The 24,524-nt window shown below is 68.5% G+C and carries 20 protein-coding genes; 17 read left to right on the top strand and 3 right to left on the bottom strand.

Translation table 11 applies throughout. From position 1 onward, the window contains the following. Window positions 1-37: 37 nt before the first annotated feature. From ACYVAK_RS10270 to ACYVAK_RS10220, 11 genes are all read left to right on the top strand, one after another. A complete protein-coding gene (locus ACYVAK_RS10270) occupies window positions 38-3,784 on the top strand; it encodes a nitrate reductase subunit alpha (protein WP_461060612.1) in 3,747 nt (1,248 codons plus the stop codon). Next, window positions 3,784-5,331 carry a nitrate reductase subunit beta gene (gene narH / locus ACYVAK_RS10265; RefSeq protein ID WP_461060610.1) on the top strand — a complete coding sequence of 516 codons (1,548 nt, stop codon included), beginning with the start codon at window positions 3,784-3,786 and terminating at the stop codon, window positions 5,329-5,331. Before ACYVAK_RS10270 ends, narH begins: the two co-directional genes overlap by 1 nt. Next, window positions 5,328-6,014, top strand: a complete 687-nt coding sequence (gene narJ, locus ACYVAK_RS10260) for a nitrate reductase molybdenum cofactor assembly chaperone (protein WP_461060608.1) — start codon at window positions 5,328-5,330, stop codon at window positions 6,012-6,014. Before narH ends, narJ begins: the two co-directional genes overlap by 4 nt. Beyond that, window positions 6,011-6,712: a respiratory nitrate reductase subunit gamma gene (gene narI, locus ACYVAK_RS10255; RefSeq protein ID WP_461060606.1), complete on the top strand. Its 702-nt coding sequence runs from the start codon at window positions 6,011-6,013 to the stop codon at window positions 6,710-6,712. The genes narJ and narI overlap by 4 nt, the downstream gene beginning before the upstream one ends. 3 nt (window positions 6,713-6,715) lie before the next feature. Beyond that, window positions 6,716-7,594, top strand: coding sequence for a peptidylprolyl isomerase (locus tag ACYVAK_RS10250; protein WP_461060604.1), 879 nt, complete (start codon window positions 6,716-6,718; stop codon window positions 7,592-7,594). Window positions 7,595-7,711: 117 nt separating this feature from the next. Then, window positions 7,712-9,073 carry an MFS transporter gene (locus ACYVAK_RS10245; RefSeq protein ID WP_461060602.1) on the top strand — a complete coding sequence of 454 codons (1,362 nt, stop codon included), beginning with the start codon at window positions 7,712-7,714 and terminating at the stop codon, window positions 9,071-9,073. Between the two features lie 13 nt (window positions 9,074-9,086). Beyond that, the gene (locus tag ACYVAK_RS10240; protein WP_461060600.1) at window positions 9,087-10,412 is read left to right on the top strand and encodes an MFS transporter; all 1,326 of its coding nucleotides are present in this window, start codon (window positions 9,087-9,089) and stop codon (window positions 10,410-10,412) included. Window positions 10,413-10,415: 3 nt separating this feature from the next. Then, window positions 10,416-10,880, top strand: coding sequence for a hypothetical protein (locus ACYVAK_RS10235; protein WP_461060598.1), 465 nt, complete (start codon window positions 10,416-10,418; stop codon window positions 10,878-10,880). A gap of 63 nt (window positions 10,881-10,943) precedes the next feature. Continuing rightward, window positions 10,944-12,251, top strand: a complete 1,308-nt coding sequence (locus tag ACYVAK_RS10230) for an efflux RND transporter periplasmic adaptor subunit (protein ID WP_461060596.1) — start codon at window positions 10,944-10,946, stop codon at window positions 12,249-12,251. Beyond that, window positions 12,244-15,393, top strand: coding sequence for an efflux RND transporter permease subunit (locus tag ACYVAK_RS10225; RefSeq protein WP_461060594.1), 3,150 nt, complete (start codon window positions 12,244-12,246; stop codon window positions 15,391-15,393). The genes ACYVAK_RS10230 and ACYVAK_RS10225 overlap by 8 nt, the downstream gene beginning before the upstream one ends. After that, window positions 15,390-16,679: a hypothetical protein gene (locus ACYVAK_RS10220; RefSeq protein WP_461060592.1), complete on the top strand. Its 1,290-nt coding sequence runs from the start codon at window positions 15,390-15,392 to the stop codon at window positions 16,677-16,679. Before ACYVAK_RS10225 ends, ACYVAK_RS10220 begins: the two co-directional genes overlap by 4 nt. Here the strand turns inward: ACYVAK_RS10220 and ACYVAK_RS10215 are convergent. Further along, window positions 16,640-16,879, bottom strand: a complete 240-nt coding sequence (locus ACYVAK_RS10215) for a hypothetical protein (RefSeq protein WP_461060590.1) — start codon at window positions 16,877-16,879, stop codon at window positions 16,640-16,642. The two genes, ACYVAK_RS10220 and ACYVAK_RS10215, sit on opposite strands and share 40 nt — an antisense overlap. Window positions 16,880-16,887: 8 nt before the next feature. Next, window positions 16,888-17,151 carry a DUF2249 domain-containing protein gene (locus ACYVAK_RS10210; RefSeq protein WP_461060588.1) on the bottom strand — a complete coding sequence of 88 codons (264 nt, stop codon included), beginning with the start codon at window positions 17,149-17,151 and terminating at the stop codon, window positions 16,888-16,890. A gap of 169 nt (window positions 17,152-17,320) precedes the next feature. Between ACYVAK_RS10210 and ubiM the strand changes: the two genes are divergently transcribed. The 3 genes from ubiM to ACYVAK_RS10195 are packed head-to-tail and all read left to right on the top strand — an operon-like array spanning window position 17,321 to window position 21,083. Further along, window positions 17,321-18,535: a 5-demethoxyubiquinol-8 5-hydroxylase UbiM gene (gene ubiM / locus ACYVAK_RS10205; RefSeq protein WP_461060586.1), complete on the top strand. Its 1,215-nt coding sequence runs from the start codon at window positions 17,321-17,323 to the stop codon at window positions 18,533-18,535. Window positions 18,536-18,549: 14 nt separating this feature from the next. Further along, a complete protein-coding gene (gene nadA / locus ACYVAK_RS10200) occupies window positions 18,550-19,578 on the top strand; it encodes a quinolinate synthase NadA (protein ID WP_461060584.1) in 1,029 nt (342 codons plus the stop codon). Next, on the top strand, window positions 19,575-21,083 hold the full coding sequence (locus tag ACYVAK_RS10195; protein ID WP_461060582.1) for an FAD-binding protein: 1,509 nt from the start codon (window positions 19,575-19,577) through the stop codon (window positions 21,081-21,083). Before nadA ends, ACYVAK_RS10195 begins: the two co-directional genes overlap by 4 nt. On the opposite strand, the gene ACYVAK_RS10190 is transcribed toward ACYVAK_RS10195, so the two are convergent. Then, complete coding sequence (locus ACYVAK_RS10190; protein ID WP_461060580.1) at window positions 21,010-21,414, bottom strand: ribonucleotide reductase subunit alpha; 405 nt, start codon at window positions 21,412-21,414, stop codon at window positions 21,010-21,012. The two genes, ACYVAK_RS10195 and ACYVAK_RS10190, sit on opposite strands and share 74 nt — an antisense overlap. A gap of 135 nt (window positions 21,415-21,549) precedes the next feature. Between ACYVAK_RS10190 and ACYVAK_RS10185 the strand changes: the two genes are divergently transcribed. From ACYVAK_RS10185 to ACYVAK_RS10175, 3 genes are read left to right on the top strand one after another with little or no spacing between them, the layout of a single operon-like run. Then, window positions 21,550-21,786 (top strand): hypothetical protein, encoded by a 237-nt coding sequence (locus ACYVAK_RS10185; protein WP_461060578.1) that lies wholly within the window; start codon window positions 21,550-21,552, stop codon window positions 21,784-21,786. Window positions 21,787-21,810: 24 nt separating this feature from the next. Beyond that, complete coding sequence (locus ACYVAK_RS10180) at window positions 21,811-23,187, top strand: oxygen-independent coproporphyrinogen III oxidase (protein ID WP_461060576.1); 1,377 nt, start codon at window positions 21,811-21,813, stop codon at window positions 23,185-23,187. A 5-nt stretch (window positions 23,188-23,192) separates the two neighbouring features. Beyond that, on the top strand, window positions 23,193-23,951 hold the full coding sequence (locus tag ACYVAK_RS10175; protein WP_461060574.1) for a helix-turn-helix domain-containing protein: 759 nt from the start codon (window positions 23,193-23,195) through the stop codon (window positions 23,949-23,951). Window positions 23,952-24,524: the final 573 nt, after the last annotated feature.

Here is a 24,524-nt window from a genome sequence, read left to right as displayed (position 1 = left end):
AGGAACACTGCGCCAGCCATCGCCAGAGAGCCCGACCATGAGCTACTTCCTCGACCGCTTGAATTTCCTCAAGCCGTCCCCCGAACCCTTCGCCGACGGTCACGGCGCCACGCGCAGTGACGACCGCAGCTGGGAAGACAGCTACCGGCAGCGCTGGCAGTACGACAAGATCGTTCGCTCGACGCACGGCGTGAACTGCACCGGCTCCTGCAGCTGGAAGGTCTACGTCAAGAACGGCCTGGTTACCTGGGAAACCCAGCAGACCGACTACCCGCGTACGCGCCCCGATCTGCCCAATCACGAGCCGCGCGGCTGCCCCCGTGGCGCCAGCTACTCTTGGTACCTGTACAGCGCCAACCGGGTGAAGTACCCGCTGATGCGCTCGGCCCTGCTGAAGCTGTGGCGCGAGGCGCGCCGCACGAAATCGCCGGTCGACGCCTGGGCGTCGATCGTCGAAGACAAGGCTAAGGCCACCAGCTACAAGTCGAAGCGCGGTATGGGCGGCTTCGTCCGCTCAAGCTGGGATGAGGTCAACGAGCTGATCGCCGCGTCGAACCTCTACACCGTCAAGCAGTACGGCCCCGACCGGGTGGTTGGCTTCTCGCCGATCCCGGCGATGTCGATGGTCAGCTATGCCGCCGGCGCCCGCTACCTCTCGCTGCTCGGGGGTGCCTGCCTTAGCTTCTACGACTGGTACTGCGACCTGCCGCCGGCCAGTCCGCAGATGTGGGGTGAGCAAACCGACGTGCCGGAATCGGCCGACTGGTACAACAGCCGCTACATCATCGCTTGGGGCTCCAACGTCCCGCAGACGCGCACCCCCGACGCGCACTTCTTCACCGAAGCCCGCTACAACGGCACCAAGACGGTCGCGATCACACCGGACTACTCCGAGGTCGCCAAGCTCACCGATCACTGGCTGCATCCGAAGCAGGGCACGGACGCTGCGCTCGCGCAGGCCTTCGGCCACGTGATCCTCAAGGAATTCCACGTCGAGAATCCGTCGCAGTACTTCACCGACTACTGCCGCCAGTACAGCGACATGCCGATGCTGGTGCGCCTGGAGAAGCGCGCGGATGGCCGCCTGGTCCCCGAACGCTACCTGCGCGCCGCCGACCTCGGTGGCCTCGGCGAAACCAACAACCCGGAGTGGAAGACGCTGGCCTTTGACGAAGCCAGCGGCGCCATCGTCGTGCCCAACGGCTCGGTCGGCTTCCGCTGGGGAGAGAAGGGCAAGTGGAACATCGAGGAGAAGGACAGCGCCGGGCGCGACACTCGCCTTCGCCTCAGTCTGAAGGACGCCAACGACGGCATGGCGTCGGTCAGCTTCCCGTACTTCGGCGGCATCGAGAACGAGCACTGGACGGAGTCGAAATTCACCGACGTCCTTGAGCGCACCATTCCAGTCAAGAAGTTGGAACTGGGCGATGGCAGGGAATGGCTGGTCACGACGGTGTACGACCTACTGCTGGCCCAATACGGCGTCGATCGCGGATTCGGTGGCGGGAACGTCGCGGCGAGCTATGACGACAACGTCCCTGGAACGCCCGCCTGGCAGGAGACTATTACCGGCGTGCCGCGCGCCGAAGTGATCAACATCGCCCGCGAGTTCGCTCGCACGGCCGACAAGACCCGCGGCCGCTCGATGATCATCGTCGGCGCGGCGATGAACCATTGGTTCCACAACGACATGAACTATCGCGGGCTGATCAACATGCTCGTGATGTGCGGCTGCGTGGGGCAGACCGGCGGCGGCTGGGCGCACTACGTGGGGCAGGAGAAGCTCCGCCCGCAGTCCGGCTGGGCACCGATCGCCTTCGCCACCGATTGGAGCAAGCCGCCGCGCCAGATGAACGGCACGAGCTTCTTCTACTTCAACTCCAGCCAGTACCGCTACGAGAAGCTGGGCGTCGACGAGATTCTGTCGCCGCTGGCCGACAAGTCGAAGTACACCGGTTCGCTGGCTGACTTCAACCTGCGAGCGGTTCGCATGGGCTGGCTCCCGGCCATCCCGCAGCTCAACACCAACCCGCTGAAGCTGGTGAAGGACGCCGAGAAAGCCGGCGTGGCGCCGGTCGAATACGCCGTCGGCAAGCTCAAGGACGGCAGCCTCGACTTCGCCTTTGCCGATCCGGACGCGCCGGAGAACTACCCGCGCAACCTGTTCATCTGGCGCAGCAACCTGCTGGGCAGCTCGGGCAAGGGCCACGAGTACATGCTCAAGCACCTGTTGGGCACGCGCCACGGCCTGCAGGGCAAAGACCTCGGGGAGCGCGGCGCTGCCAAGCCCGAAGAGATCAAATGGCGCGACGAGTCGCCGGAAGGCAAGCTCGACCTACTGGTCACACTCGACTTCCGCATGTGCACCACGGCGCTCTACAGCGACATCGTGCTGCCGACGGCGACCTGGTACGAGAAGGACGACCTCAATACGTCCGACATGCACCCCTTCATCCACCCGCTGTCCAAAGCGGTCGACCCGGCGTGGGAAGCGCGTTCGGACTGGGAGATCTTCAAGGGCATCGCCCGCACTGTCAGTGATCTGGCGCCAGGCGTGCTCGGCGTCGAGAAGGACCTGGTGCTGGTGCCAACGCTGCACGACACCCCGAATGAAATCGCCATGCCCTACGGCGTGACCGACTGGAAGAAGGGCGAGTGCGACCTCATCCCGGGCAAGACCGCGCCGAGCATGGTGGTCGTGGAACGCGACTACCCGAACCTGTTCAAGAAGTTCAGTTCGCTGGGCCCGCTGCTCGACAAGCAGGGGAACGGCGGCAAGGGAATGAGCTGGGACACCAAGCACGAGGTGGAATTCCTTGGCCGGCTGAACCACGAAGTGACCACGCCGGGCATCAGCCAAGGCCGGCCGCAGCTGGAGTCGGCGATCGACGCCGCCGAGGCGATCATGCACCTCGCGCCCGAAACCAACGGCCACGTCGCCGTGAAGGCTTGGGAGTCGCTGGGCACGTTCACCGGCCGCGAGCACACGCATCTCGCGGTTGGCAAGGAGCACGAGGCGATTCGCTTCCGCGACATCCAAGCTCAGCCACGCAAGATCATCAGCTCGCCGATCTGGTCGGGCCTCGAGGACGAAAACGTCAGCTATAACGCCGGCTACACCAACGTCCACGAGCTGATCCCTTGGCGCACGCTCACCGGGCGTCAGCAGTTCTACCAGGACCACGAGTGGATGCGGGACTTCGGCGAGGCACTGATGGGCTATCGCCCGCCGGTCGACACCAAGACGATCAAGCCGATCATGGGCAAGAAGCCCAACGGCAACAAAGAGATCGTCCTGAACTGGATCACCCCGCATCAGAAGTGGGGTATCCACAGCACCTACAGCGACAACCTGATCATGCAGACGCTGTCGCGTGGCGGCCCGATCGTTTGGCTCTCGGAGGATGACGCCAAGAGCGCCGGCATCGAGGACAACGACTGGATCGAGCTCTTCAACGTCAACGGCGCCATCGCTGCGCGTGCCGTGGTCAGCCAGCGCGTGATGAACGGCATTGCGATGATGTACCACGCGCAGGAGCGCATCATCAATACGCCCGGCGCCGAGATCACCGGAACGCGCGGCGGCATCCACAACTCGGTCACCCGCGTGGTCGTGAAGCCCACGCACATGATCGGCGGCTACGCGCAGTTGAGTTACGGCTTCAACTACTACGGCACGGTCGGTACCAACCGCGACGAGCTGGTCGTGGTTCGCAAGATGGACAAGGTCGAATGGCATGACGGCGAACCGGTGCCGGTGGCCGCGAAGAAGGAGGTGGTGTGATGAAAGTCCGTGCCCAGATCGCGATGGTGCTCAACCTCGACAAATGCATCGGTTGCCACACCTGCTCCATCACCTGCAAGAACGTCTGGACCAGCCGCGAGGGCGTCGAGTACGCCTGGTTCAACAACGTCGAGACCAAGCCCGGCATCGGCTACCCGAAGGAATGGGAGAACCAGCAGAAGTGGAACGGCGGCTGGGTGCGCGGCCGCAACGGCAAGGTCACGCTGAAGGCCGGCGGCCGCCTGCGCCTGTTGGCGAAGATCTTCGCCAACCCCGACCTGCCGCAGATCGACGACTACTACGAACCCTTTGATTTCGACTACCAGCACCTGCACCAGGCGCCGGAGGGCCAGCACCAGCCCACCGCCCGCCCGCGCTCGCTGATCAGCGGCGAGCGCATGCAGAAGATCGAGTGGGGCCCGAACTGGGAGGAGATCCTTGGCACCGAGTTCGCGAAGCGCAGCAAGGACAGCAATTTCGAGGGCGTGCAGCGAGAGATCTACGGCGCGTTCGAAAAGACCTTCATGATGTACCTGCCGCGGCTCTGCGAACACTGCCTCAACCCGGCCTGCGTCGCTTCTTGCCCGAGCGGTGCCATCTACAAGCGCGAGGAGGACGGCATCGTTCTGATCGACCAGGACAAGTGCCGAGGCTGGCGCATGTGCGTCTCCGCCTGCCCGTACAAGAAGATCTACTACAACTGGAAGTCGGGCAAATCCGAGAAATGCATCTTCTGCTACCCGCGCATCGAGATGGGCGAGCCGACGGTGTGTTCGGAAACCTGCGTCGGCCGCATCCGCTACCTCGGCGTGCTGCTGTATGACGCCGACCGCATCCAGGAAGCCGCGTCGGTACCGCAGGAGAAGGATCTCTACCAAGCCCACCTCGACATCTTCCTGGACCCGAACGACCCGGCAGTGATCGCCGCCGCGCGCGCCGAGGGCATTCCAGACAGCTGGCTCACCGCGGCCAAGGCCTCGCCGGTCTACAAGCTGGCGGTGGACTGGAAGCTCGCCCTGCCGCTGCACCCGGAATACCGCACGCTGCCGATGGTGTGGTACGTGCCGCCGCTGTCGCCGATCCAGTCCGCCGCCGACGCCGGTCGCATCGGCAAGAACGGCGAAATTCCGGACGTGAAGTCGCTACGCATCCCGGTGCGTTACCTCGCCAACATGCTGACGGCGGGCGATGAAGCCCCGGTGGTCCGCGCAATGGAACGCATGCTCGCCATGCGAGCTTGGCGCCGTGCCATGCACGTCGACGGCGTGGAGGATCTCGACGTCCTCCAGCAGGCGGGTCTGACCCTGCACCAGGCCGAGGAGATGTACCGCTACCTCGCCATCGCCAACTACGAGGACCGCTTCGTCATCCCGACGGCGCACCGCGAGTACGCCAACGACGCCTTCGGCGAGCGGGGCGGATGCGGCTTCACCTTCGGCAACGGCTGCTCGCCCTCGAGTCCGGCAGAGGCCCTGTTCGGCGGCCGCTCGACGCAGACCTACCACGTGCCGCCGAATCGGCAGACGCCGGAAAGGGAGAAGGCATGAAGCTCCTCAAGCTGATCGCCGTCCTGCTCGACTACCCACAGGACGAGCTCTGGGCCCACGGCGATGAACTGCGCCAGGCGGTCGACGATCCGGCGCTGTCGCTGGACCGTCGCGCCGCCTTGCTTGGCTTCATCGATGATCTGATCGCCACCGAGCCAATGGACGCGCAGGAGCGCTGGCTTGGCCTGTTCGATCGTGGCCGTTCCATGAGCCTGCTGCTGTTCGAACACATCCATGGCGAGTCGCGCGACCGCGGTCAGGCCATGGTCGACCTGCTCGCCACTTACAGGAAGGCCGGCTTCGAACTCGGCGCCAAGCAGCTGCCCGACTACCTACCGGTCGTGCTGGAGTTCCTCGCCACGCAGCCGGTCAGCGAAGTGCGCGACTGGCTTGGACACACCGCGCACATCCTCGAGCTGCTCGCCGCCCGGTCGCAGGAGCGACAGAGCCCCTATGCCGTGCTGATCGAGGCGCTCGTCGAGATCGCCAAGGGCCGCGTCGACCTCGACCTGCTGCGCCGTCGCGTCGCCACCGAAGAGCGTGACGACACGCCGGAAGCGATGGACAAGGTCTGGGAAGAAGAAGCCATCCGCTTCGGCGTCGAAGCGCCGACCGAAGACTGCAACCCGCCCACCCGGCTTCCGGCCGGCGTGAAGCGCATCGAACCGACGGTGACGCCATGAACTACCTCAACACCTTCTTTTTCCAGTTCTACCCCTACATCGCCCTCGCGATCTTCGCGATCGGCTGCTGGGCACGCTTCGACCATGGCGCCTACACGTGGCGCACCGGCTCGAGCCAGCTGCTGTCGGACAAGTGGATGCGCCTCGGCAGTAACTGGTTCCATGTCGGCATCCTTGCGATCCTCGGCGGCCACTTCGTCGGTCTGCTGACGCCGCACTGGGCTTACGAGCCCTTCATCACCGCCGGCCAGAAGCAGATGGTGGCCATGGTGGTGGGCGGCTTCTTCGGCCTGATGTGCTTCATCGGCATGACCATCCTGCTGCTGCGCCGGCTGTTCAATGCCCGCATCCGCGCCACCGGCACCGGCCGTGATCTGCTGGTCCTTGTGCTGCTTTACGCACAGCTGATACTCGGCATGTCGTCGATCGCACTCTCCGCCGACCACCTTGACGGTTCGCAGATGATCAAGCTCGGTGAGTGGGCGCAGCACATCGTGACCTTCCGCCCTGGCGCTGCCGAGTTCGTCGCCGATGCGCACTGGATCTTCAAGGCCCACATCACGCTCGGCCTGACGCTGGTGCTGATTACTCCCTTCACGCGCCTCGTCCACGTGTGGTCGGTGCCGGTGGGCTACCTGACGCGCCCGTACCAGATCGTCCGCAAGCGCCAGGCCGCGCTGCGCTACTCGGGGCACTGAGCCATGGCTGGACGCATCATCCCGGTCGTCATGGATGCCGGTGCGCTTTCGGAGGCGGCCGCCAAGGCCGCCGCCGAGGCGCACGACCACGACGCCGACCCGAGCAGCCCGCTGCCGGGCCCGGCGCCGGTCTTCGTGCGCGTGGCCGGCGAGCCGATCGACGAAGCCGAGATTGCCCGCGAAATGCAATTTCACCGTGCGGCCGATCCGCACGCGGCCCGCGAGGCGGCGGCGACGACGCTCGTGATCCGCGAATTGGTCGCGCGTGAATGTTCGCGGCTTGGGCTGCCGATCGAACCATTGGAAGGCGAGACCGAGGAAGAAGCCCGCGTTCGCATCCTGCTCGCCGAAGCGGTCGAGGCTCCCGAAGCCGACGAGGCCGCGCTCCGCCAGTACTACGAGGCCAACCAGGCCCGTCTCCACGAACCGGACCGCGTTCGCGTCCGTCATGTGCTGCTCGCGGCGCCGCCGGCCGACATCAAGGCGCGGCAACGGGCGCAGATTCAGGGCGAGGAGTTGCTCGCTGCGCTGAAGGCCGAGCCGTACCGCTTCATTGAGTTTGCGATGCGCCATTCCGCCTGTCCGTCCCGCGAGCAAGGCGGCGAACTGGGTTGGATCGAACGCGGCGACACCGTGCCCGAGTTCGATCGGCAGCTGTTCATGCTGAAGCCCGGCCTCGCGGGACTTACCGTGGAAACCCGCTACGGCCACCACGTGGTCGAGGTACTCGAACGAGTCGACGGTGCCGCGCTGACGTTTGCAGAGGCTCGCGACCGCATCGCCTCCTACCTCGAGACGCAGGCCCGGCAGAACGCCGTGCACCAGTACCTGCACATCCTCGCCGAGCAGTACGGCGTCGAAGGCATCGCGCTGGGCGCTTGATGCGGGTCAATCGCGGCGCCCGCCGCGATTGATGGATGTCAAGGCAGCGCCCCGGCTCCGCGGGCATCGTGACGGCGAACGCGCACCTAGTGCGCAACGCTGCCCTCGGAGTCCTCGATGTCCACCACCACTGCTTCCCCACCCCGCGCCTCCGGGACCTGGCTTGAACGCTGGGAACCGGAAAACGACAGCTTCTGGAACGGCGGTGGCTCCCGCGTCGCTTGGCGCACGCTGGCCATCACGACGGTCAACCTGACCCTTGCTTTCGCCGCCTGGTTCCTCGTGTCCGCCCTCGTGGTGCGCCTCCCGCAGGTCGGCTACCAGTTCACGCCAAGCCAGCTGTTCTGGCTGACCGCGATGCCCGGACTTGCCGGCGGCACGATGCGGCTGATCCACATGTTTCTGACGCCGATGGTCGGCACTCGGCACGTCGTCGCACTCTCCACGTTGTCCCTGTTGGTGCCGTTGTTCGGGTGGTTCTACGCCGTGCAGGATCCGGGAACCCCCTATTGGATGGTGCTCGGACTGGCGTTCCTTGCCGGCCTCGGCGGTGGCAACTTCTCGTCCTTCATGCCGTCGACGAGCCTGTTCTTCCCGAAGCGCCTGCAGGGCACGGCACTGGCGATCCAGGCCGGCATCGGCAACCTGGGCGTGTCGATCGTGCAGTTCGTGACGCCCTGGATCATTGGCTTTGCCCTGCTGGGCGGCGCCGCCTTCCTAGGCGAGAGCCAGACGATGGTAAAGAACGGCGTCGAGAGTCAGGTCTACCTGCAGAACGCCGCGGCCGTCTTCATTCCCTTCGTCGTGGTGTTCGGCATCACCGCGTGGCTGCTGCTGAAGTCGGTGCCGGTAAAGGCCAACTTCGCCGAGCAGTTCGACATCTTCAAGTCGAAGCACACGTGGTCGATGACCTCGCTGTACATCATGACCTTCGGCGGCTTCTCGGGTCTGGCCGCCACGTTCCCGCTGTTGATCAAGCAGGGCTTCGGCGGCTTCGAAGGCGCGCCTGATCCGCTGAAGTACGCCTTTTGGGGCCCGCTGATCGGGTCAATCGCTCGGGTCATCGCAGGCCCGCTGTCCGACAAGCTCGGCGGCGCCCGCGTCACCCAGTGGGCGGGCTTGGGCATGGTGGTCTGCACCGTGCTTGTTGCGATGACCGTGGCACCCAACTCAATCGATGGCTTCCCGGCTTTTGTCGCGGCGATGCTGGCCCTGTTCTTCTTCGCCGGCGTCGGCAACGCCTCGACGTTCAAGCAGATGCCGATGCTGTTCCAGCCCCGCCAAGCGGGGGGCGTCATTGGCTTCACCGCGGCCATCGCGGCTTATGGGCCTTTCCTGTTCGGCATGCTGTTCGCCTGGTCGTTCGGAAGCTTCGAATCCGCCGTGCCGGTGTTCTACGGCCTCGCCGCCTTCTTTGCCTTCAACGTCGTGCTGAACTGGTGGATGTACGCCCGCCGCGGCGCCGCCAATCCCTGCTGATCGGAGACCCGACATGGCCACGGATTTCAGCCGGGTAAGCCCGGCCAAGCAACAAGCCGCCCTGTGGATGGGCACGCTCGCTTTCACCGTCAGCTTCGCGGTCTGGACGATCTTCTCGATCATCGGACTGAAGATCAAAGAACAGCTGGGGCTCAACGACACGGAGTTCGGCCTGCTGGTCGCGATGCCGATCCTCACGGGCTCGCTGATCCGCATCTTCCTCGGCGTCTGGACCGAGCAGTTCGGCGGCCGCATCGTCTTCTTCGGCGTAATGCTGGCCGGCGCGATCTCGGCCTGGCTGCTGACCACAGCAACGACCTACACCGGCTTCCTGGTCGCCGCACTGTGCGTCGGCATCGTTGGCGGCAGCTTCACCGTCGTCATCACCTATGTGTCGAAGTGGTTCCCCAAGGAAAAGCAGGGCACCGCGCTCGGCATCGTCGGCGCCGGCAACATCGGTGCCGCCGCCACGAAGATGCTCGCACCGCTCGTCATGGTCGCCTATGGCTGGGAGGGAGTGGCGAAGATCTGGGCGGTCGCGCTGGCGGTGATGGCGGTGGTCTTCCTGTTCACCACCCAGGATGAGCCCGACCTCGTCGAGCGCAAGGCACAGGGCGTCAAGGCTGTGCCGTTCATGGAGCAAATGCAGCCGCTCAAGGAACTGCGGGTCTGGCGCTTCTCGCTGTACTACTTCTTCGTGTTCGGTGCCTTCGTCGCGCTCGCGCTCTGGCTACCGCGCTACCTCGTCGGTGCCTACGGCCTCGACCTCAAGACCGCGGGCCTGATCGCCGCCGCCTACTCCATTCCGGCGAGTCTGTTCCGCATCGTCGGCGGCTGGGCCTCGGACAAGTACGGCGCGCGCAAGGTGATGTACTGGACCTTCATCGGCTCGGTGATCTGCACTTTCCTGCTGGCCTATCCGGCCACGACCTACGTGGTGCAGGGCGTGCGCGGGCCGATCGAGTTCACCTTCGCGATCACGCTGGTGCCCTTCACCGTGCTGGTTTTCACGCTGGGCTTCTTCATGTCGCTCGGCAAGGCCGCGGTCTACAAGCACATCCCGGTCTACTACCCGAACAACGTCGGCTCCGTGGCCGGCGTGGTGGGCATGATCGGTGGCCTCGGCGGCTTCATCCTGCCGATCGTCTTCGGGGCGCTGAACGACCTCATCGGCGTGTGGACCAGCTGCTTCATGCTGCTGTTCGCCCTGGTGGCCATCGCGCTGACGTGGATGCACTTCGCGATCCGCCGGATGGACGAAGCACGGCATCCGGAACTGCGCCGCGACACCGATCTTCCCGAAGTGATGAGCGAGGCAGGCGTCCCCTCGGGACGCTGAGCCATGGCCGGCGGGCATCGCCACCACCAATCCGCCGCCGCAGGCCTCCTGCGGCGGTTCGGCGCGTGGGTGGCGGTCCTCGCGATGCTCGCGGCCAGCCTCGGCGTCCCCGCCATGCCGCTTCACCAGGCAGCGCCAGTGTCCGCGCAGGCCGCGCCGCCCTGTCCACGGCACGAGGCCGATGCGACGGCGCCTGACGATGGTGTCGCGGGCCACGCAACACCCGCCGCCAATGACTGTTGCGACGAGGGCCTCCCCTGCGACGCGAGCACCGACGGCGCCTGCGATTGCCCCGATGTCGCCGCGCCTGCCCGTGTGCCAGTGCCCGTCGATACCACGGAGCTGGCGCGCATCGAGAAGACCGCAGCGCGCCCCCGGCCGCCCGCCGAGGCGTCCCGACCCGAGCGCCGCATCGCACCGCTGTTGAAGCCCCCGATCACGACCCTGCCGCCGCCGTCCCGCGCCTGAGGCGCGGGCCTCGCCGACCGTCGTTCCGCCACGGCCGGCGCCATGTGCACGCAGGGCTCGACCATGACCTCCCGCTTTCCTTCCTCCCGCCGGCGCTGGGCTGGCACCGGCCTGATCGCCGGCCTTCTGCTGTCCGGCTGTGGCGTGCCCGATGCCGTCACCGCGCCCGCCACCGATGGCTCGACCTCCGATGCCGCCGGCGCTGCCCCGGATCACGCCGCAATCGCCACGCCAATGGCCGTCGCGCCGACGGAGGGCCGCACGATGTTCGTGTGCCCGATGCATCCGCAGATCCAGCAGGACGCCCCGGGCACCTGCCCGCTCTGTGGCATGAACCTTGTGGAACGGCGCCCGGCGGCGACCCCGACGATAGCCGCCAGCTCCCGCGTGCCCTTGGCCATCGATGCCGGGCGCCTGCAGCGACTTGGCGTCCGGCTGTCGCCGGTGGAACGCGGCGCGTTGCAACCCCGCGCGCGCGCGGCGGGCGAAGTGATCGCACTACCCGGCGATCTCGTGGAGGTGCAGGCGCGGACGGCCGGCTGGGTAGAGCGCCTGCACGTCCGGCAGATCGGCATCGCGGTCGAGGCCGGGACGGTACTCGCCGAGCTGTACCTGCCCGACGTGGAACGCGTGCGCGCCGAGTTGGCGCTCGATGCGGACCTCGCGGCAGGCAGCGCGGAGCGGCTGCGGCGTCTTGGCGTGGCCCCGCGTGACCTCGAGGCCTTGCGCGACGGCCAGCTAGGACGCCGAGTGCCCCTGCGCGCGCCGCAGAGCGGCGTGGTCGCGGCGATCACGGTCGCGACGGGCGCGGCGATCGCGCCGGGACAGACCCTGTTCCGCATCGAGCCCCGTGACCGCCACTGGATCGAAGCCCGCCTGCCGGTGGGGACGGCGGACGCCTTCGGCAGCATCGTGGCTTCCGCCCGTCTCACGGTGCCGGGACGGACGGAGACGGTGCCACTCGATGGCCCGTGGACCCGCAGCGAACGCGTCGATGCCGACACGCAGACCGTGGCGTGGCGCACGCCACTGCCCGCTGCCGCGGAAGGCCTCGTCGTCGGTCGCTACGTGGCGGTGGAACTGTCCGCTGCGCCGCGCGCCACCCAGTGGCTGGTGCCGCGCAGCGCGGTGCTGCGCCATGCCGGCAACGACCGCCTCGTCGTCCGGGATGCCGAAGGGCAGCTCACGCTGCATCGGGTGCGCGTGGGCGCAACCGATGGCCAGCGCGTCGAGGTCCTGGAGGGCGTCGGGGCCGGCGATGCGGTGGTGACACGCTCGGCCTTCCTGATCGACGCCGAAGCCGAGATCGACGGCCTGCTGGCGGACTGGAGCGAGGCGCCGACCGCGCACGCGGGCCACGACCTTGATTGAGGCCCTGATCCGCCACTGCCTCGCGCATCGTGGCTTGGTGCTGGCCGCCGCCGTGCTGCTGGCCGCGGGCTCGCTGATATCGGTACGCGGCCTGACGCTCGACGCCATTCCCGACCTGTCGGATCCGCAGGTCGTGCTGCGCGCGAGCTGGCCCGGCCAATCGCCCGCCGTGGTCGAGGAGCAGCTCACCTACGCCCTCACCAGCCGGCTGCGCTCGGTGCCGCGGGCGCGGGCCGTGCGCGCCTGGTCGATGTACGGCGACGTCTTCGTCTACGTGTTGTTCGAGGACGGCACCGACCCGTACTGGGCCCGCAGCCGCGTGCTCGAACAGCTCGCACAGGTGCAGGGCCAGTTGCCGCAGGGCGCGCGGGTCGAGCTGGGCCCGGACGCCACCGGCGTCGGCTGGGTCTACCAGTACGCGCTGCTCGACCGCAGCGGGAACCACGACCTCGCCGACCTGCGCCGGCTGCAGGATGGCTGGCTACGCTATGAGTTGCAGCGCCTTCCGGGGGTCGCGGAAGTGGCCGCCATCGGTGGCCATGTGCGGCAGTTCGAGGCCGTGATCGATCCGCTCCGCCTGCAGCATCACGGCCTCGAGTACGACGGGCTGATCGCCGCGGTCACGGCCAGCCACGCCGAACGCAGCGGCGGCCGTCTCGAACTCGGCGGCACCGATCTCGCCATCCGTGGCGAGGGTCTGGTGCGCCGCCTCGGCGACCTCGCGGACATCCCCACCGACGTACGCGCGGGCAACACCGCGCTCACCCTCGGCGACATCGCCGAACTGCGGGAGTCCAACGCCAGCCGCAACGGCATCGCCGAGCTCGATGGCGAAGGCGAGGTGGTGGGTGGCATCGTCGTGATGCGCGACGGCGGCAATGCCCGCGAGGTGATCGCCGCCACGCAGGCCCGCATCGAGCAACTCCGTCCCTCCCTGCCCGAAGGAGTCGAACTGGTCACCGTCTACGACCGCAGCGAACTGATCGATCGCGCCATCGGGCATCTGGGCACCAAGCTGGTGGTGGAGCTGGCGCTGGTCGCGCTGGTCTGCCTCGTCTACCTGCGCCACGCGCGCTCGGCCCTGGTCAGCGTGATCAGCCTGCCGCTCGGCCTGCTGGTGGCGCTGGCGATCCTGCACTGGCAAGGGCTGTCGGCGAACATCATGTCGTTGGGCGGCATCGCCATCGCGATCGGCGCGATGGTGGACGCCGCCATCGTGATGGTCGAGAACGCGCACCTGCACCTCGCGCGCCACGCCACTGCGCAAGGAGCGCCCCCCATCGGCGCCACGCATTGGCGCGTGGTCGGCGAGGCCTGCCGCGAGGTCGGCCCCGCGCTGTTCTTCTCGCTGCTCATCACCGCGCTGTCCTTCCTGCCGGTCTTCATGCTCGAAGGCCAGGAGGGCCGCATGTTCGCGCCGCTGGCCTGGACCAAGACCTGGTCGATGGTCGCCGCCGCTGTGCTGGCCGTGACGCTCGTGCCGGTGCTGATCGGCTACTGGGTGCGCGGCCACCTCCGGCCGCACCGCGACGGACGCATCGAGCACCTGTACGCCCCTGCGTTGCGCTACGCCCTGGCCCATCCGCGCCGCATCCTCATGGTGGCGGCGCTGGCCTGCGCGACAGCCCTCTGGCCACTCGCGAAGCTGCCGAGCGAATTCATGCCCGCGCTGGAGGAAGGCGACCTGCTGTTCATGCCGACCACGCTCGCCTCGCTGCCGCCGCAGGACGCCGCCGCTCTGCTGCAGCGCGTGCACCAAGCCATCCGCAGCGTGCCCGAAGTGGCGCAGGTCTTCGGTAAGGCCGGCCGCGCCGACACCGCCACCGATCCGGCACCGCTGGCGATGATCGAGAGCGTGGTTCGGCTCAAGCCGCGCGAGGCGTGGCGGCCGGGACTCGACCGCGCGACGCTGGAGGCCGAGTTGGCCGCCGCAGCCGAGTTGCCGGGCCTGGTCCCGGCGTGGGTGCCGCCAATCCTCAACCGCATCACCATGCAGGCCAGCGGCCTGCGCACGCCGCTCGGCCTGCGGGTGAGTGGTGATGACCTCGACCACGTCACCCGCGAAGCCGAACGCCTCGCCACGCTGCTCGCCGGCATTCCCGGCACCCGCTCAGCCTTCGCCGACCGTGGCGCGCGGGCGCGCGGCCTGCGCATCGTGCCCGACCGGGCGGCGCTGGCGCAGCATGGGCTGTCGATGGCCGCTCTGCAGAACTGGATCGGCCACGCCATCGGCGGTGCGCCCGTGATCGAGGCCTTCGAGGACCGCCTGCGGGTGCCGGTGGTGTTGCGCCTGGAGGCGGAGTGGCGCGACAGCCCGGAGGCGCTCCAAGCGCTGCCGCTGCGCACGCCGGCCGGCACCACGGTCCGCCTCGGCGACCTCGCCGAGATCGTCGTCGAGGACGCCCCAGCCATGATCCTCAGCGAGGATGCGCGGCTCTCAGCTTACGTCTTCATCGACCTCGACGATCCCGACCTCGGTGCGTGGATCGAACGTGCCGAATCGGTGCTGCACGCCCATCCATCCAGCGAGGGGGGACTGAGCTGGGCGTGGACCGGCAACTTCGCCTCGATGGAGCGCGCCAGCGAGCGCCTCGCCTTGGCCGTGCCGCTGACCCTGCTGGTCGTGTTCGGCCTGCTCTACGCCACCTTCGGGCGGTTCGGCGAAGCCGCGCTGCTGATGCTCACGCTGCCGCTCGCCACCGTCGGCGGTCTCTGGCTGGTCTGGGCCCTCGGCCATGCCACCTCGGTGGCGGTCGCCGTCGGCTTCATCGCACTCGCCGGCGTGGCGGCGGAGTTCGGCGTGGTGATGCTGATCACCCTGCACAGCGCCGTGCAGGCTGCGCTACGCGACACGCTCGGTGCGAATGCGGCGGTGCGTCGCGCCGCGGTCGATGCCGCGCTCGTGGAAGGCGCCCTGCGCCGCCTGCGACCGAAACTGATGACGGTGACCACGCTGTTCGCCGGCCTGACACCGATGCTGTTTGGCGACGGCGTCGGCGCGGCCACGCTCGAGCGCATTGCCGCACCGATGCTGGGCGGCATGCTCAGTGCACCCCTGCTCTCCCTGCTGGTGCTGCCGGCGGGCTACCGCCTGCTGGTGCACTGGCGCCTGCGCCACGCTCCCGAGGAGACCAGCGCATGAACGGCCGTGTTCCGACGTTCGCCCTTGGGCTTCTCTTCGCGATTGGCGCGGCACACGCCGCGCCGGCCAGCCTCGTCATCGCCCCCCGTGCGGAGGCGGCCCTGCTGGATGCCAATGCGGTCGACGCCCTCGTGCTCACCCGCGGGCCCGAGCTGGTCGAAGCACGCTTGCGCTTGGCGCTCGACGATCTCGACATCGAACTCGAACGCCGTCCCGATGCACCGATGCTGGAATGGCGGCTGGTGCCGGGTGGTCTCGACCTCGAGAGCATGCTGCTGCAGCCGATCCGTGCGCTGCTAACGCGCGATTTGCGCACACGGAAGGCCGACGTGGCCCGCGAGCGGGCGAGGATCGAGTACGCCGCGATGGCGCTCGACGCGCTCGTCGCCGGCCGCGGCGAGTGGCACGCCGCGATCGTCGCGGAACGGCGTCTCGCCCTCGCCCGCGAGCGCGCCGGGATCGCCGAAGCCCGGCTCCGATGGCGGCAAGCGCGGCAGTCCGTTGGCGAAGACGACGCCACCGCGGTGCTCGAGGCCCAGGCCGCGGTTCGCAGCGCCGCGGCCGAGGTGGAGAGCGCCGAGGCCACGGCCAGCCGTCGACGCGCCGCGCTTGCGGAACGGCTCGGCCTCGCAGACGCGCAGGCGCTGGCGCTGCCCGACAACCTGCCGCTCGTCCTCTCGCCGTGGCCCGACGACGCGGCTTCCGGCGGCGGCGCAGCGCCCGACGCGGGACCGCTGCCGATCCAACTCGCCCGCAACGAACGGCAGGCCGCCGACGTGGAGAGCTTGCTGCGCGACCACGCAGGGGCCACCTGGATGCCGGCCCTCGGCCTAGAGGCCGGCGCGATGGACACGGCACTGCGCATCGGCGTCAGCCCGCCGGCCTGGGGGCGCGGCCGTCTCGCGCGCGAACGTGCCGATACCGCGCGCGAACTCGCCACGCGGCGGCTCGACCACGCCCAGCGGCGGCAGAGGCTCGCGCTCGCGGCCGCAGTGCGCACACTGGACAGCCGTCGACATGCCGAAGCAGATCACGTCGCGCTGTTCGACACGACGATGCACGGGATCGCTCTCGCAACAGCGCGTCAGTCTAGTGGCGAAGCGGGGCCCGACGCAGTCTGGAGGGCGCGCGAAGCGCGGGTCGCTGCCGAGCTCGCGAAGTGGGATGCGCGCGAAGCGACCTTGGCCTCCGCGCTCGACGTGGTGCTCGCCCTCGCGGGCCGCGCCGCCGGCGAAGCAACCGAACCTCAGCCCCCGCAGCCGCCGCAGCAGACCGACGGCAGGTAGACGAGGTCGGCCTCGGTCAGGGCGAGACCGGCGCCCTGCAGTGCCGCCAAGAGTTCGGTCGTGGTCATCAGCGTGGCGATGCGCAAGGCGCCGCTGAGCACTTCGCGATCCACCATGACCGCTGGATCGATGGCCTCCAGCCCGACCACCACGCGATCCAGATCGATGGCCGCGCCGGGATGTTCGATGCGGAGTTCCATGGCGTCGCTCAGGCCGTGATCGTGAAATCGATGACGATCGCCCCGGGATCGCGCTGCACGTAGGCGATGCCCACCCGCTCGCCATAGCGCTCGCCGATCTGCCGCAGCAAGGGCAGGGGATCGTGGTCGTTGGTGAAGCGCATGGTCTCGCCGGTCGTCAGCGCCTCCAGCGCCCCAAAGATGGCGGCATGGCGGAAGCGCTTGGCGATGCCGCGGGCATCGAACAGGAAAGGGCCGTCGTGGAGCGGAACAAGGCGGACGGTGGTGCTCATGGGGCGATCTCCTCGGCGATGTCGCGGGTGGTCGGAACGAGCCATCAGCGTGCAGGTCCCCTGCGCCCCCCGCCCTGATTCCGGTCAAGCCCGGGGGGTCTTGACCTGCGTCATGGCCTTGCGAAGCCCCGGGTTCCACTGTGACGGCCCCTCCCGTGCAGCCGCCGACATGCCGAACGACGTCCTGATCATCGGCGCGGGCCCCTCCGGCCTGTGCATGGCACGCGCGCTCACCGAGGCCGGCGTGTCCACCACCGTGCTCGAGCAGGGCGATGCGTCGGCGCTGGCCGAGCCCGCCGACGACGGTCGCGAGATCGCCCTGACCCACGCCAGCCGCGCCTCGCTCGAACGCCTCGGGCTCTGGCAGCATTTCCGCGAGACGGAGATCGCCCCGCTGGCGCGTGCGCTCGTGCTCGATGGCGACGACCGCGACGGCCTGCGCTTCGACCCCCCGGCGTCCACGGCCACGCCGCTCGGCTGGCTGGTGCCGCACCACGCGATCCGCCGCGCGGCGCATGCCGAAGCCGTCGGCAGCGGGCACGTCGAGATCCTCGGCAATGCCCGCGTCACTGGACTGCATCCCGGCGCTGACGGCATCGCCGCGACGCTCGAGGACGGGCGCCGGTTCGAGGCGAGCCTCGCCATCGCCGCGGACAATCGCTTTTCCAGCTGCCGGCGCGCGATGGGCATCGCCGCCGACCAGCACGACTTCGGCAAGGTGATGATCGTCGTGCAGGTGCACCACGAGCGCGCGCACGACGCCACGGCCTGGGAATGGTTCCGCTATGGCCAGACCCTGGCCCTGCTGCCGCTGCACGACCCGCACCGCAGCTCGGCCGTCCTGACCCTCGTGCCCCGTGACGCGGCGGCCTTCATGGCCCTCGACCCCGCCGCGCAGGGCGAGGCGCTCGGCCTGCGTTTCGACCGCCGCCTGGGCGCGATGCAGGTCGCCACGCGCGCCTTCGCCTATCCGCTGGTGGGCGTCTACGCGAAACGCTTCACCGGCCCGCGCTTCGCCCTCGTCGGCGACGCCGCCGTCGGCATGCATCCGGTCACCGCGCACGGTTTCAACTTCGGGCTGGCCAGTGCGGTGCGACTGGCCGAAGGCGTCAGCGCGGCGCATCGCGCCGGCCGCGATCCCGGCGCGCCCGGCGTGCTGGCCCGCTACGCGCTCGGGCATCGGCTGGCCACGCGTCCGCTCTACGCCGCCACGCGCCTCGTCGTCGACCTGTTCACCGACGACCGCCTGCCGACGCGGGCCCTGCGCAAGGGTTTGCTGGGGCTGGCCACGCACCTGCCGGGGTTCCGCCAAGGCGTGGCCCGCGGTCTCCTCGCCCGCCATGCCGGGCCGCCCCTGCCGTCGTTCCTGTTTCCCCACCGCTGAGCCGAACGCGTCCGATGCCGCTTGAATCCGAACTGCTGGTCCCCGCTTGGGACGACGGCCTGCCCGAGGCTTACACCTGGCTGCGCGAACGCCTCGACGGCGCCTCCGCCTGCACGGAACTCGATTTCCACCTGCCGTGGATCGACGCGATCCGCCGGCTGAAGGCGCAGCGCGGCGCGCTGATCCTCGCCCACAACTACCAGCACCCGCTGGTGTTCCACGGCGTCGCCGACGTCACCGGGGACTCGCTGGCACTGGCCCGCGCCGGCCGCGAGGCCGACGCCGAGGTGCTGGTGCTGTGCGGCGTCGGCTTCATGGGTGAAACGGCCAAGCTGCTGTCGCCCGAGAAGACCGTGCTGATGCCGGCCCCCGAGGCGGGGTGCTCGCTGGCGAGTTCGATCACCGCCGAGGACGTGCGCCGCCTGCGCGAACGCCATCCGGGCGTGCCCGTGGTCAGCTACGTCAACACCTCGGCGGCGGTGAAGGCCGAATCGGACATCTGCTGCACCTCGGGCAATGCCGTGCAGGTGGTCGAATCGCTCGGCGTACCGCGCGTGCTGTTCCTGCCCGACCGCCACCTCGCCGCCGAAGTCGCCAAGGCGACCGCCGTCGAATTGATCGCGTGGCAGGGTGCCTGCGAAGTGCACGAGGCCTTCTCCGCGCGGGATCTCCGCCGCTGGAAGCAGGACGATACCGGACTCAAGATCATCGCCCATCCCGAGTGCCCGGCCGATGTCTGTGCCGAAGCGGATTTCGTCGGCTCCACCAGCGCACTGGCCGGCTGGCTCGGGCGCCACCGGCCCGAGCGTGTCGCCCTGGTCACCGAGTGCTCGATGGCCGACAACCTCCGCGCCGAATTCCCCGAGATCGCGTTCGTCGGGGCCTGCCAGCTGTGCCCGCACATGCGCCTCGTCGACCTGCCCAAGGTCTATGCGGCCCTGCGCGACAGGGCGCCACGCGTCGAGATCGACCCGGCCGTCGCCCACCGGGCGCGCCTCGCGCTCGAGCGCATGCTCGACGTGCCCGCCGCACCGCGCGGATGAGCCCGCGCCCCGAACCGCCCATCCTCGTCGTCGGCGCCGGCATCGCCGGACTGAGTGCCGCCCTCGCGCTGGCGCCGCGCCCCGTGCTGCTGGTCTGCGAGGCGCCACCCGGCGAAGGCGGCGCCACGCCGCTGGCCGCGGGAGGGATGGCCGCCGCGCTCGACGCGGGCGACAGCCCCGCCGAGCACGCCGAGGACACCTTGCTGGCCGGCCACTGCAACGATCGCGCGGCGGTGCGGACGCTGGTGGCGGGCGCGGCGGATGCGGTGGCCTGGCTGGAAGCCCGGGGCATCGCCTTCGACCGGGAGCACCATCAGGCCTTCGCGTTCGCGCGCGAAGGCGGCCACCGGCGCGCGCGGGTCCTGCATGCCGACGGCGATGCCACGGGCGCCGCGATCGCCCGCGGCCTCGCGAGGGCGGTTCGCGCCACGCCCTCGATCAAGGTGCTCGATGGCCTGCGCGTCGACGGCGTCCGCGTCACCGCGAGCGGGCGCGTCTGCGGCGTGCTGGCGCTCGACGCCACGGGAGGGCGCCATGCCCTCGACGGCGCCGCCGTCCTGCTGGCCTGCGGCGGCATCGCCGGGCTGTTCGCCAACCGCACCGGGCCCGCCAGCCTGCAAGGCCTCGGCGTGTCGGTGGCGCAGGCGGTCGGCGCCCGGCTGCGCGACCTGCCCTTCGTGCAGTTCCATCCCACCGCGCTCGCCCTGGCGGCCCCGTTCGGTGACGGGCGACGGACGCTCATCACCGAAGCCCTGCGGGGGGCCGGCGCGGTGCTTCGCGACGTTCACGGACGCCGCCTGATGACCGCGCATCCGCTCGCCGATCTGGCGCCCCGCGATCTCGTGGCCCGCGCGGTGGCAGAGGCCGACGGCCCCTGGCTCGACACCACGCCCTGCGCGCCCGGCTGGGCCGCCGCCTTCCCCTCGACGGTGGCGCAACTCGCGCGGCATGGACTTCACGTCGGCGACCCACTGCCCGTCTGCGCCGCGCAGCACTTCCACATGGGCGGCGTCGCCACCGACCTCGATGGCGCGACGTCGGTGCCCGGCCTGTTCGCCGTCGGCGAGTGCGCCGCGAACGGCGTCCACGGCGCCAACCGGCTGGCCAGCAACTCCTTGCTCGAAGGCGTGGTCTACGCCCGTCGGGCGGCCACTGCGCTGCGGACCGCCACCTCACGCCCCCGGGTGGCGACGACGCGACGCTTCGCGCCCGCCGCCGAGGCCGAAGCGATGGCCACGCTCCGCCAGCGGATGTCGGCCGTGCTTGGCCCGCTGCGACGCCGTGGCGACCTGCTGCGCGCCCTGCCCTCGCTGGTCGCCGAAACCCGCCAGCACGCCATCGCCCGGGCCTTGGTGATGTCGACCCTGACCCAGCGCGAGAACCTCGGCGCCCACCAGTGGGACGCTAGCGATGCGCCGACGTCGACCCCGCTCAGGCTCTGGCCAGATTCACCAGGCGCCCCTCGCGATCCACCGCAAGGAAGCGCGCGATCCGCCCGCCCTTGATCTGCTCGACCATCATCCGCATCGGCTGAACGGCCTCGTCGCTGTTCGGCGCATGGCCACCACGGCCTTCCATCGCGGCGACGAACAGGATGCGCCAGTCGTCGATGGCGGCCTTCGATTCCGCCATCAGGGCGTCGAAGGACGCCACCTCGCCGGGCAGCTTGTCGACGCAGACTGCGGGCGCCAACGCCCCGCCTTCCCCGCGCTCGAACACGGCCCGCTCTGCCGGCGTGGCGTCCGGCGGGCACTCCGCGCGGGCGAACACCAGCAGCAGGCGCTGCGGCTCGGGCTGGCTGGCGGCGGCAACGAGGAAGTCATCGAAGGTTTGCATCGGGGCGGGTGGGGCGGGTTGAAGTTGATCGGCAGTGTAGGGGCCTCGCGCCGACGCCGGCTTGACCTGCATCAGTGCGGTTGATGTCCCCCAAAGCGGAGACTGCATTCCCGACCCTCCCAAGCAGGTGGAGCCATGTTCGCGCAACTTCCCAATGCCACCGATGCCAAGGCGCTCGAAGCCTTCCGCTCCATCCTCGCCAAGATGGATCCCGACGCGAAAGTCTTCATGGATGACCAGTCCGGCGAGGTCTTGGTCAAGGGCCAGTTCGACGCCCAGCAGCTGGCGGACGCCATTGAGCAATCGGGGCTCGGAATGAAGGTTCTCGCCACCGGGGGCGGCGGCTGTTGTGGCGGCTGCGGTTGCGGCTGACCCGCCCCTACGGAGCAATGCGAGATGACAGACTTCGGCGCACCCTCCGACATCGAGCGCCTGGCCCGCAATCTCGGGCGGGGGGGCGGTCGCTATGCGCTCTACCCGCCGCCGAGATCATTCCGCCCTTTCAGCGACGCGCGCTTCTGCGCCGCAGTCCGCGATTCGAACGGTGATCCGATCCCTGCCCAGCTGGCCTTGCACTTCGACATTCCCGCCAGCTATCGATCCTCGTTCTGCGGGAACGAAAGTGGACCACGACCGGCCGACGGATCGCGAGCCGAAGCCTATGGGCATCGACTGGTTCGGGAAATCGGGCTGACCGGATCTCTGTTCGACCGGGACCGCGACGTGGTCCATGTCAGCCTCGCCCCAGGGATGGCTCGGTGGATGTCCGCGACGCAGATGGAGGAGCTGCTCTCCAGTTTGGATCGGCATTTTCACCTCAGGCACGTCGGCGGACTCGACCTCGCAATGACGGTCGAACCGGGTCGAACGCCGGTGTCGCCCTTGCGCGACTGGTCGGCTCTCGGCTTCAACCGCGTTGGCATCGGCATGGGCAGCTTGCTCGGTTCCGATACCCCCCTCGAACAGCGCGGCACCCGACTTCAGGCCACCATCGACGCGTTGCGCGATGCTGGATTCGCAAATCTCCGGGTCGAGCTGCCCTACGGACTGCCGCACCAGGAGATCGAGGCCTTCGAGACGAAGCTGTCGATCGTGCTCGAGGCCAGTCCAGAGCGAGTCGGGCTCCGAAACTGCGCCGCTTACGCCGACGTCGCCCCCACCGCGACGAACGGTGTGTCGTCCACGACGCTCCAGGCCCGCATGCTGCTCTGCGCCGCAGAGCGGCTCAAGGACGCCGGCTACCTGCACGTGGGACTGGACGTCTTCGCCCGTCCCAACGACGCGCTCGTGCTCGCACAACGGCGCGGGCGCCTGTATCGCGATGCGCTGGGGTTTGGCGTGCATGGTCCGACTGACCTGATCGGCTTCGGAGTCGGGGCCATCTCGCAACTGGGCGGGTGCCATGCCCAGAATCCGCTGGACCTTGCGACCTGGGAAACCCGGCTGGATCAGGGCCAGCGTCCCATCGACCACGGCATCGAGCTGGATGCGGACGACCGCATCCGGGCGTCTGTCCTTCAGGGGATCCTGTGCCAAGGCGAGATTGCGGTGAACGAACTCGAAGCCCGGTGCAGCCTCGACTTCAAGGAGGCCTTTGCGGACGCACTCATCGCCCTCGCCCCGTTGTTCGAGGAAGGTTCGCTGTTCTGGGAGGCGGGTCGAATCCGCCTCGATCCGATCGCCCGCCTTTCCGCCCGGGCCGTCGCCAGTGCCTTTGATCGCCACAGCTGGGCTAACCTAGGCGCTCCGCAGCAGATCCGCGCCTCCGGCTGAAACCCATGTCCGCTTCCTCCCCCGGACTCCGCAAAGCCTTCAACCCCGCGGCGTCCGACGACGGCGATGCAGTGCACTTCTGCACGACCTGTGCCTTCTCACAGGCCTGCCTGTCCCAGGGCTATGCGAAGTCCGACCTCGCCGATCTCCACGTGCTCGTCGATCACGTCGGTCCGTACAAACCCGGCGACTACCTGTTCCGCGAGGGCGAGGCGTTCAATGCCATCGCTGCCGTTCGTGGCGGCACGGTCAAGACCTTCATTATCGATGCTGCTGGCAACGAGCAGGTCCTAGGTTTTTACCTGCCCGGCGAAGTGATCGGACTGAGCGCGATCCACTCCGAGCGCTACCCCTGCAACGCGGTCGCACTCGACACCGTCACCCTCTGCCGGTTCTCCTTCCCACAGCTCTCGTTGCTGGCGACCCGAATGCCGGGATTGCAGCAACAGCTCTTCAGGCTGCTAAGCCTCGACATCGGCAAAGCTTCACTGCTGGCCGGCGACCACAGCGCCGACGAGCGGCTCGCTGCCTTCATGGTGTTGCTGTCGCGGCGCTATGCGGCCCGCGGGTTCTCACCGCGGCGCTACACCCTCACGATGGCCCGGGCCGACATCGCGAACTACCTTCGCCTCGCGCCGGAAACCGTGAGCCGGATCTTGAAGAGGTTCTCGACAGATGGCTTGGTGGAAATTCAGCAGCGCGACGTTCATCTGGTTGATTTCGAAAGGCTCGAGGCGCTGGCCAAGCCAGTGCTGCGATCGTGAAGTTAGGACTTTCGACGAATCTGGCCGAGAGTCCCTTTACGGCATCCAGCCCCATGTGCCCAAGCCATTTGTCTTTCATCAATCGGCACACGTTGTGGTGAACGAGATAAGCCTAGAAGAGGCAGGGCCGCGAGCAGCTCGCGAATCCGACCCGGCTGCTCACCCAGCTCTTCGGGGTATTTGGGCATCATCTCTTCCTTGACGGCCATGTGCGGTTGCTCAGTCGGGTGATGCGGCCCGTAGCGCTAATCGGCGCTGTTTCCATCGGCAGATATGCTGCAACTCGCGTCCGGATGGAGATGGGTCGGGATGTGAAGAGGCTAAGCGGCTGATACAACGTGCAGACGATCAGTGTGATCGCTGTAATCACTGCACCCTTTTCGAAGACGCTTCCTGGTGAGAATACGGTCACCACAAGCAGCATGACGAACCCTGACAAAACGACGCCGTAACCTCCCCCGTCAAGCAGACAGTTCGAAAGTAGAGCTTCTGGCGTCGTGGTGATTTCGGAACTCGGCGGGCGTCATGCCGCCGAGGGCGTCGTGGGGGCGGTGCTCGTTGTAGTCGATCAGG

This window comes from Silanimonas algicola (assembly GCF_054777375.1).
This window is presented reverse-complemented; position numbering and strand designations above follow the sequence as displayed.

Bases quoted from the DNA above. Each gene is read 5' to 3' on its own strand.
- ACYVAK_RS10220 (WP_461060592.1), top strand. From the start codon at position 15,390: ATGAACGGCCGTGTTCCGACGTTCGCCCTTGGGCTTCTCTTCGCGATT.
- ACYVAK_RS10180 (WP_461060576.1), top strand. From the start codon at position 21,811: ATGACAGACTTCGGCGCACCCTCCGACATCGAGCGCCTGGCCCGCAAT.
- ubiM (WP_461060586.1), top strand. From the start codon at position 17,321: ATGCCGAACGACGTCCTGATCATCGGCGCGGGCCCCTCCGGCCTGTGC.
- ACYVAK_RS10185 (WP_461060578.1), top strand. From the start codon at position 21,550: ATGTTCGCGCAACTTCCCAATGCCACCGATGCCAAGGCGCTCGAAGCC.
- ACYVAK_RS10250 (WP_461060604.1), top strand. From the start codon at position 6,716: ATGGCTGGACGCATCATCCCGGTCGTCATGGATGCCGGTGCGCTTTCG.
- ACYVAK_RS10190 (WP_461060580.1), bottom strand. From the start codon at position 21,414: ATGCAAACCTTCGATGACTTCCTCGTTGCCGCCGCCAGCCAGCCCGAG.
- ACYVAK_RS10245 (WP_461060602.1), top strand. From the start codon at position 7,712: ATGTCCACCACCACTGCTTCCCCACCCCGCGCCTCCGGGACCTGGCTT.
- ACYVAK_RS10230 (WP_461060596.1), top strand. From the start codon at position 10,944: ATGACCTCCCGCTTTCCTTCCTCCCGCCGGCGCTGGGCTGGCACCGGC.
- ACYVAK_RS10215 (WP_461060590.1), bottom strand. From the start codon at position 16,879: ATGGAACTCCGCATCGAACATCCCGGCGCGGCCATCGATCTGGATCGC.
- ACYVAK_RS10270 (WP_461060612.1), top strand. From the start codon at position 38: ATGAGCTACTTCCTCGACCGCTTGAATTTCCTCAAGCCGTCCCCCGAA.
- ACYVAK_RS10195 (WP_461060582.1), top strand. From the start codon at position 19,575: ATGAGCCCGCGCCCCGAACCGCCCATCCTCGTCGTCGGCGCCGGCATC.
- ACYVAK_RS10175 (WP_461060574.1), top strand. From the start codon at position 23,193: ATGTCCGCTTCCTCCCCCGGACTCCGCAAAGCCTTCAACCCCGCGGCG.
- narJ (WP_461060608.1), top strand. From the start codon at position 5,328: ATGAAGCTCCTCAAGCTGATCGCCGTCCTGCTCGACTACCCACAGGAC.
- ACYVAK_RS10235 (WP_461060598.1), top strand. From the start codon at position 10,416: ATGGCCGGCGGGCATCGCCACCACCAATCCGCCGCCGCAGGCCTCCTG.
- ACYVAK_RS10210 (WP_461060588.1), bottom strand. From the start codon at position 17,151: ATGAGCACCACCGTCCGCCTTGTTCCGCTCCACGACGGCCCTTTCCTG.
- ACYVAK_RS10240 (WP_461060600.1), top strand. From the start codon at position 9,087: ATGGCCACGGATTTCAGCCGGGTAAGCCCGGCCAAGCAACAAGCCGCC.
- narH (WP_461060610.1), top strand. From the start codon at position 3,784: ATGAAAGTCCGTGCCCAGATCGCGATGGTGCTCAACCTCGACAAATGC.
- nadA (WP_461060584.1), top strand. From the start codon at position 18,550: ATGCCGCTTGAATCCGAACTGCTGGTCCCCGCTTGGGACGACGGCCTG.
- narI (WP_461060606.1), top strand. From the start codon at position 6,011: ATGAACTACCTCAACACCTTCTTTTTCCAGTTCTACCCCTACATCGCC.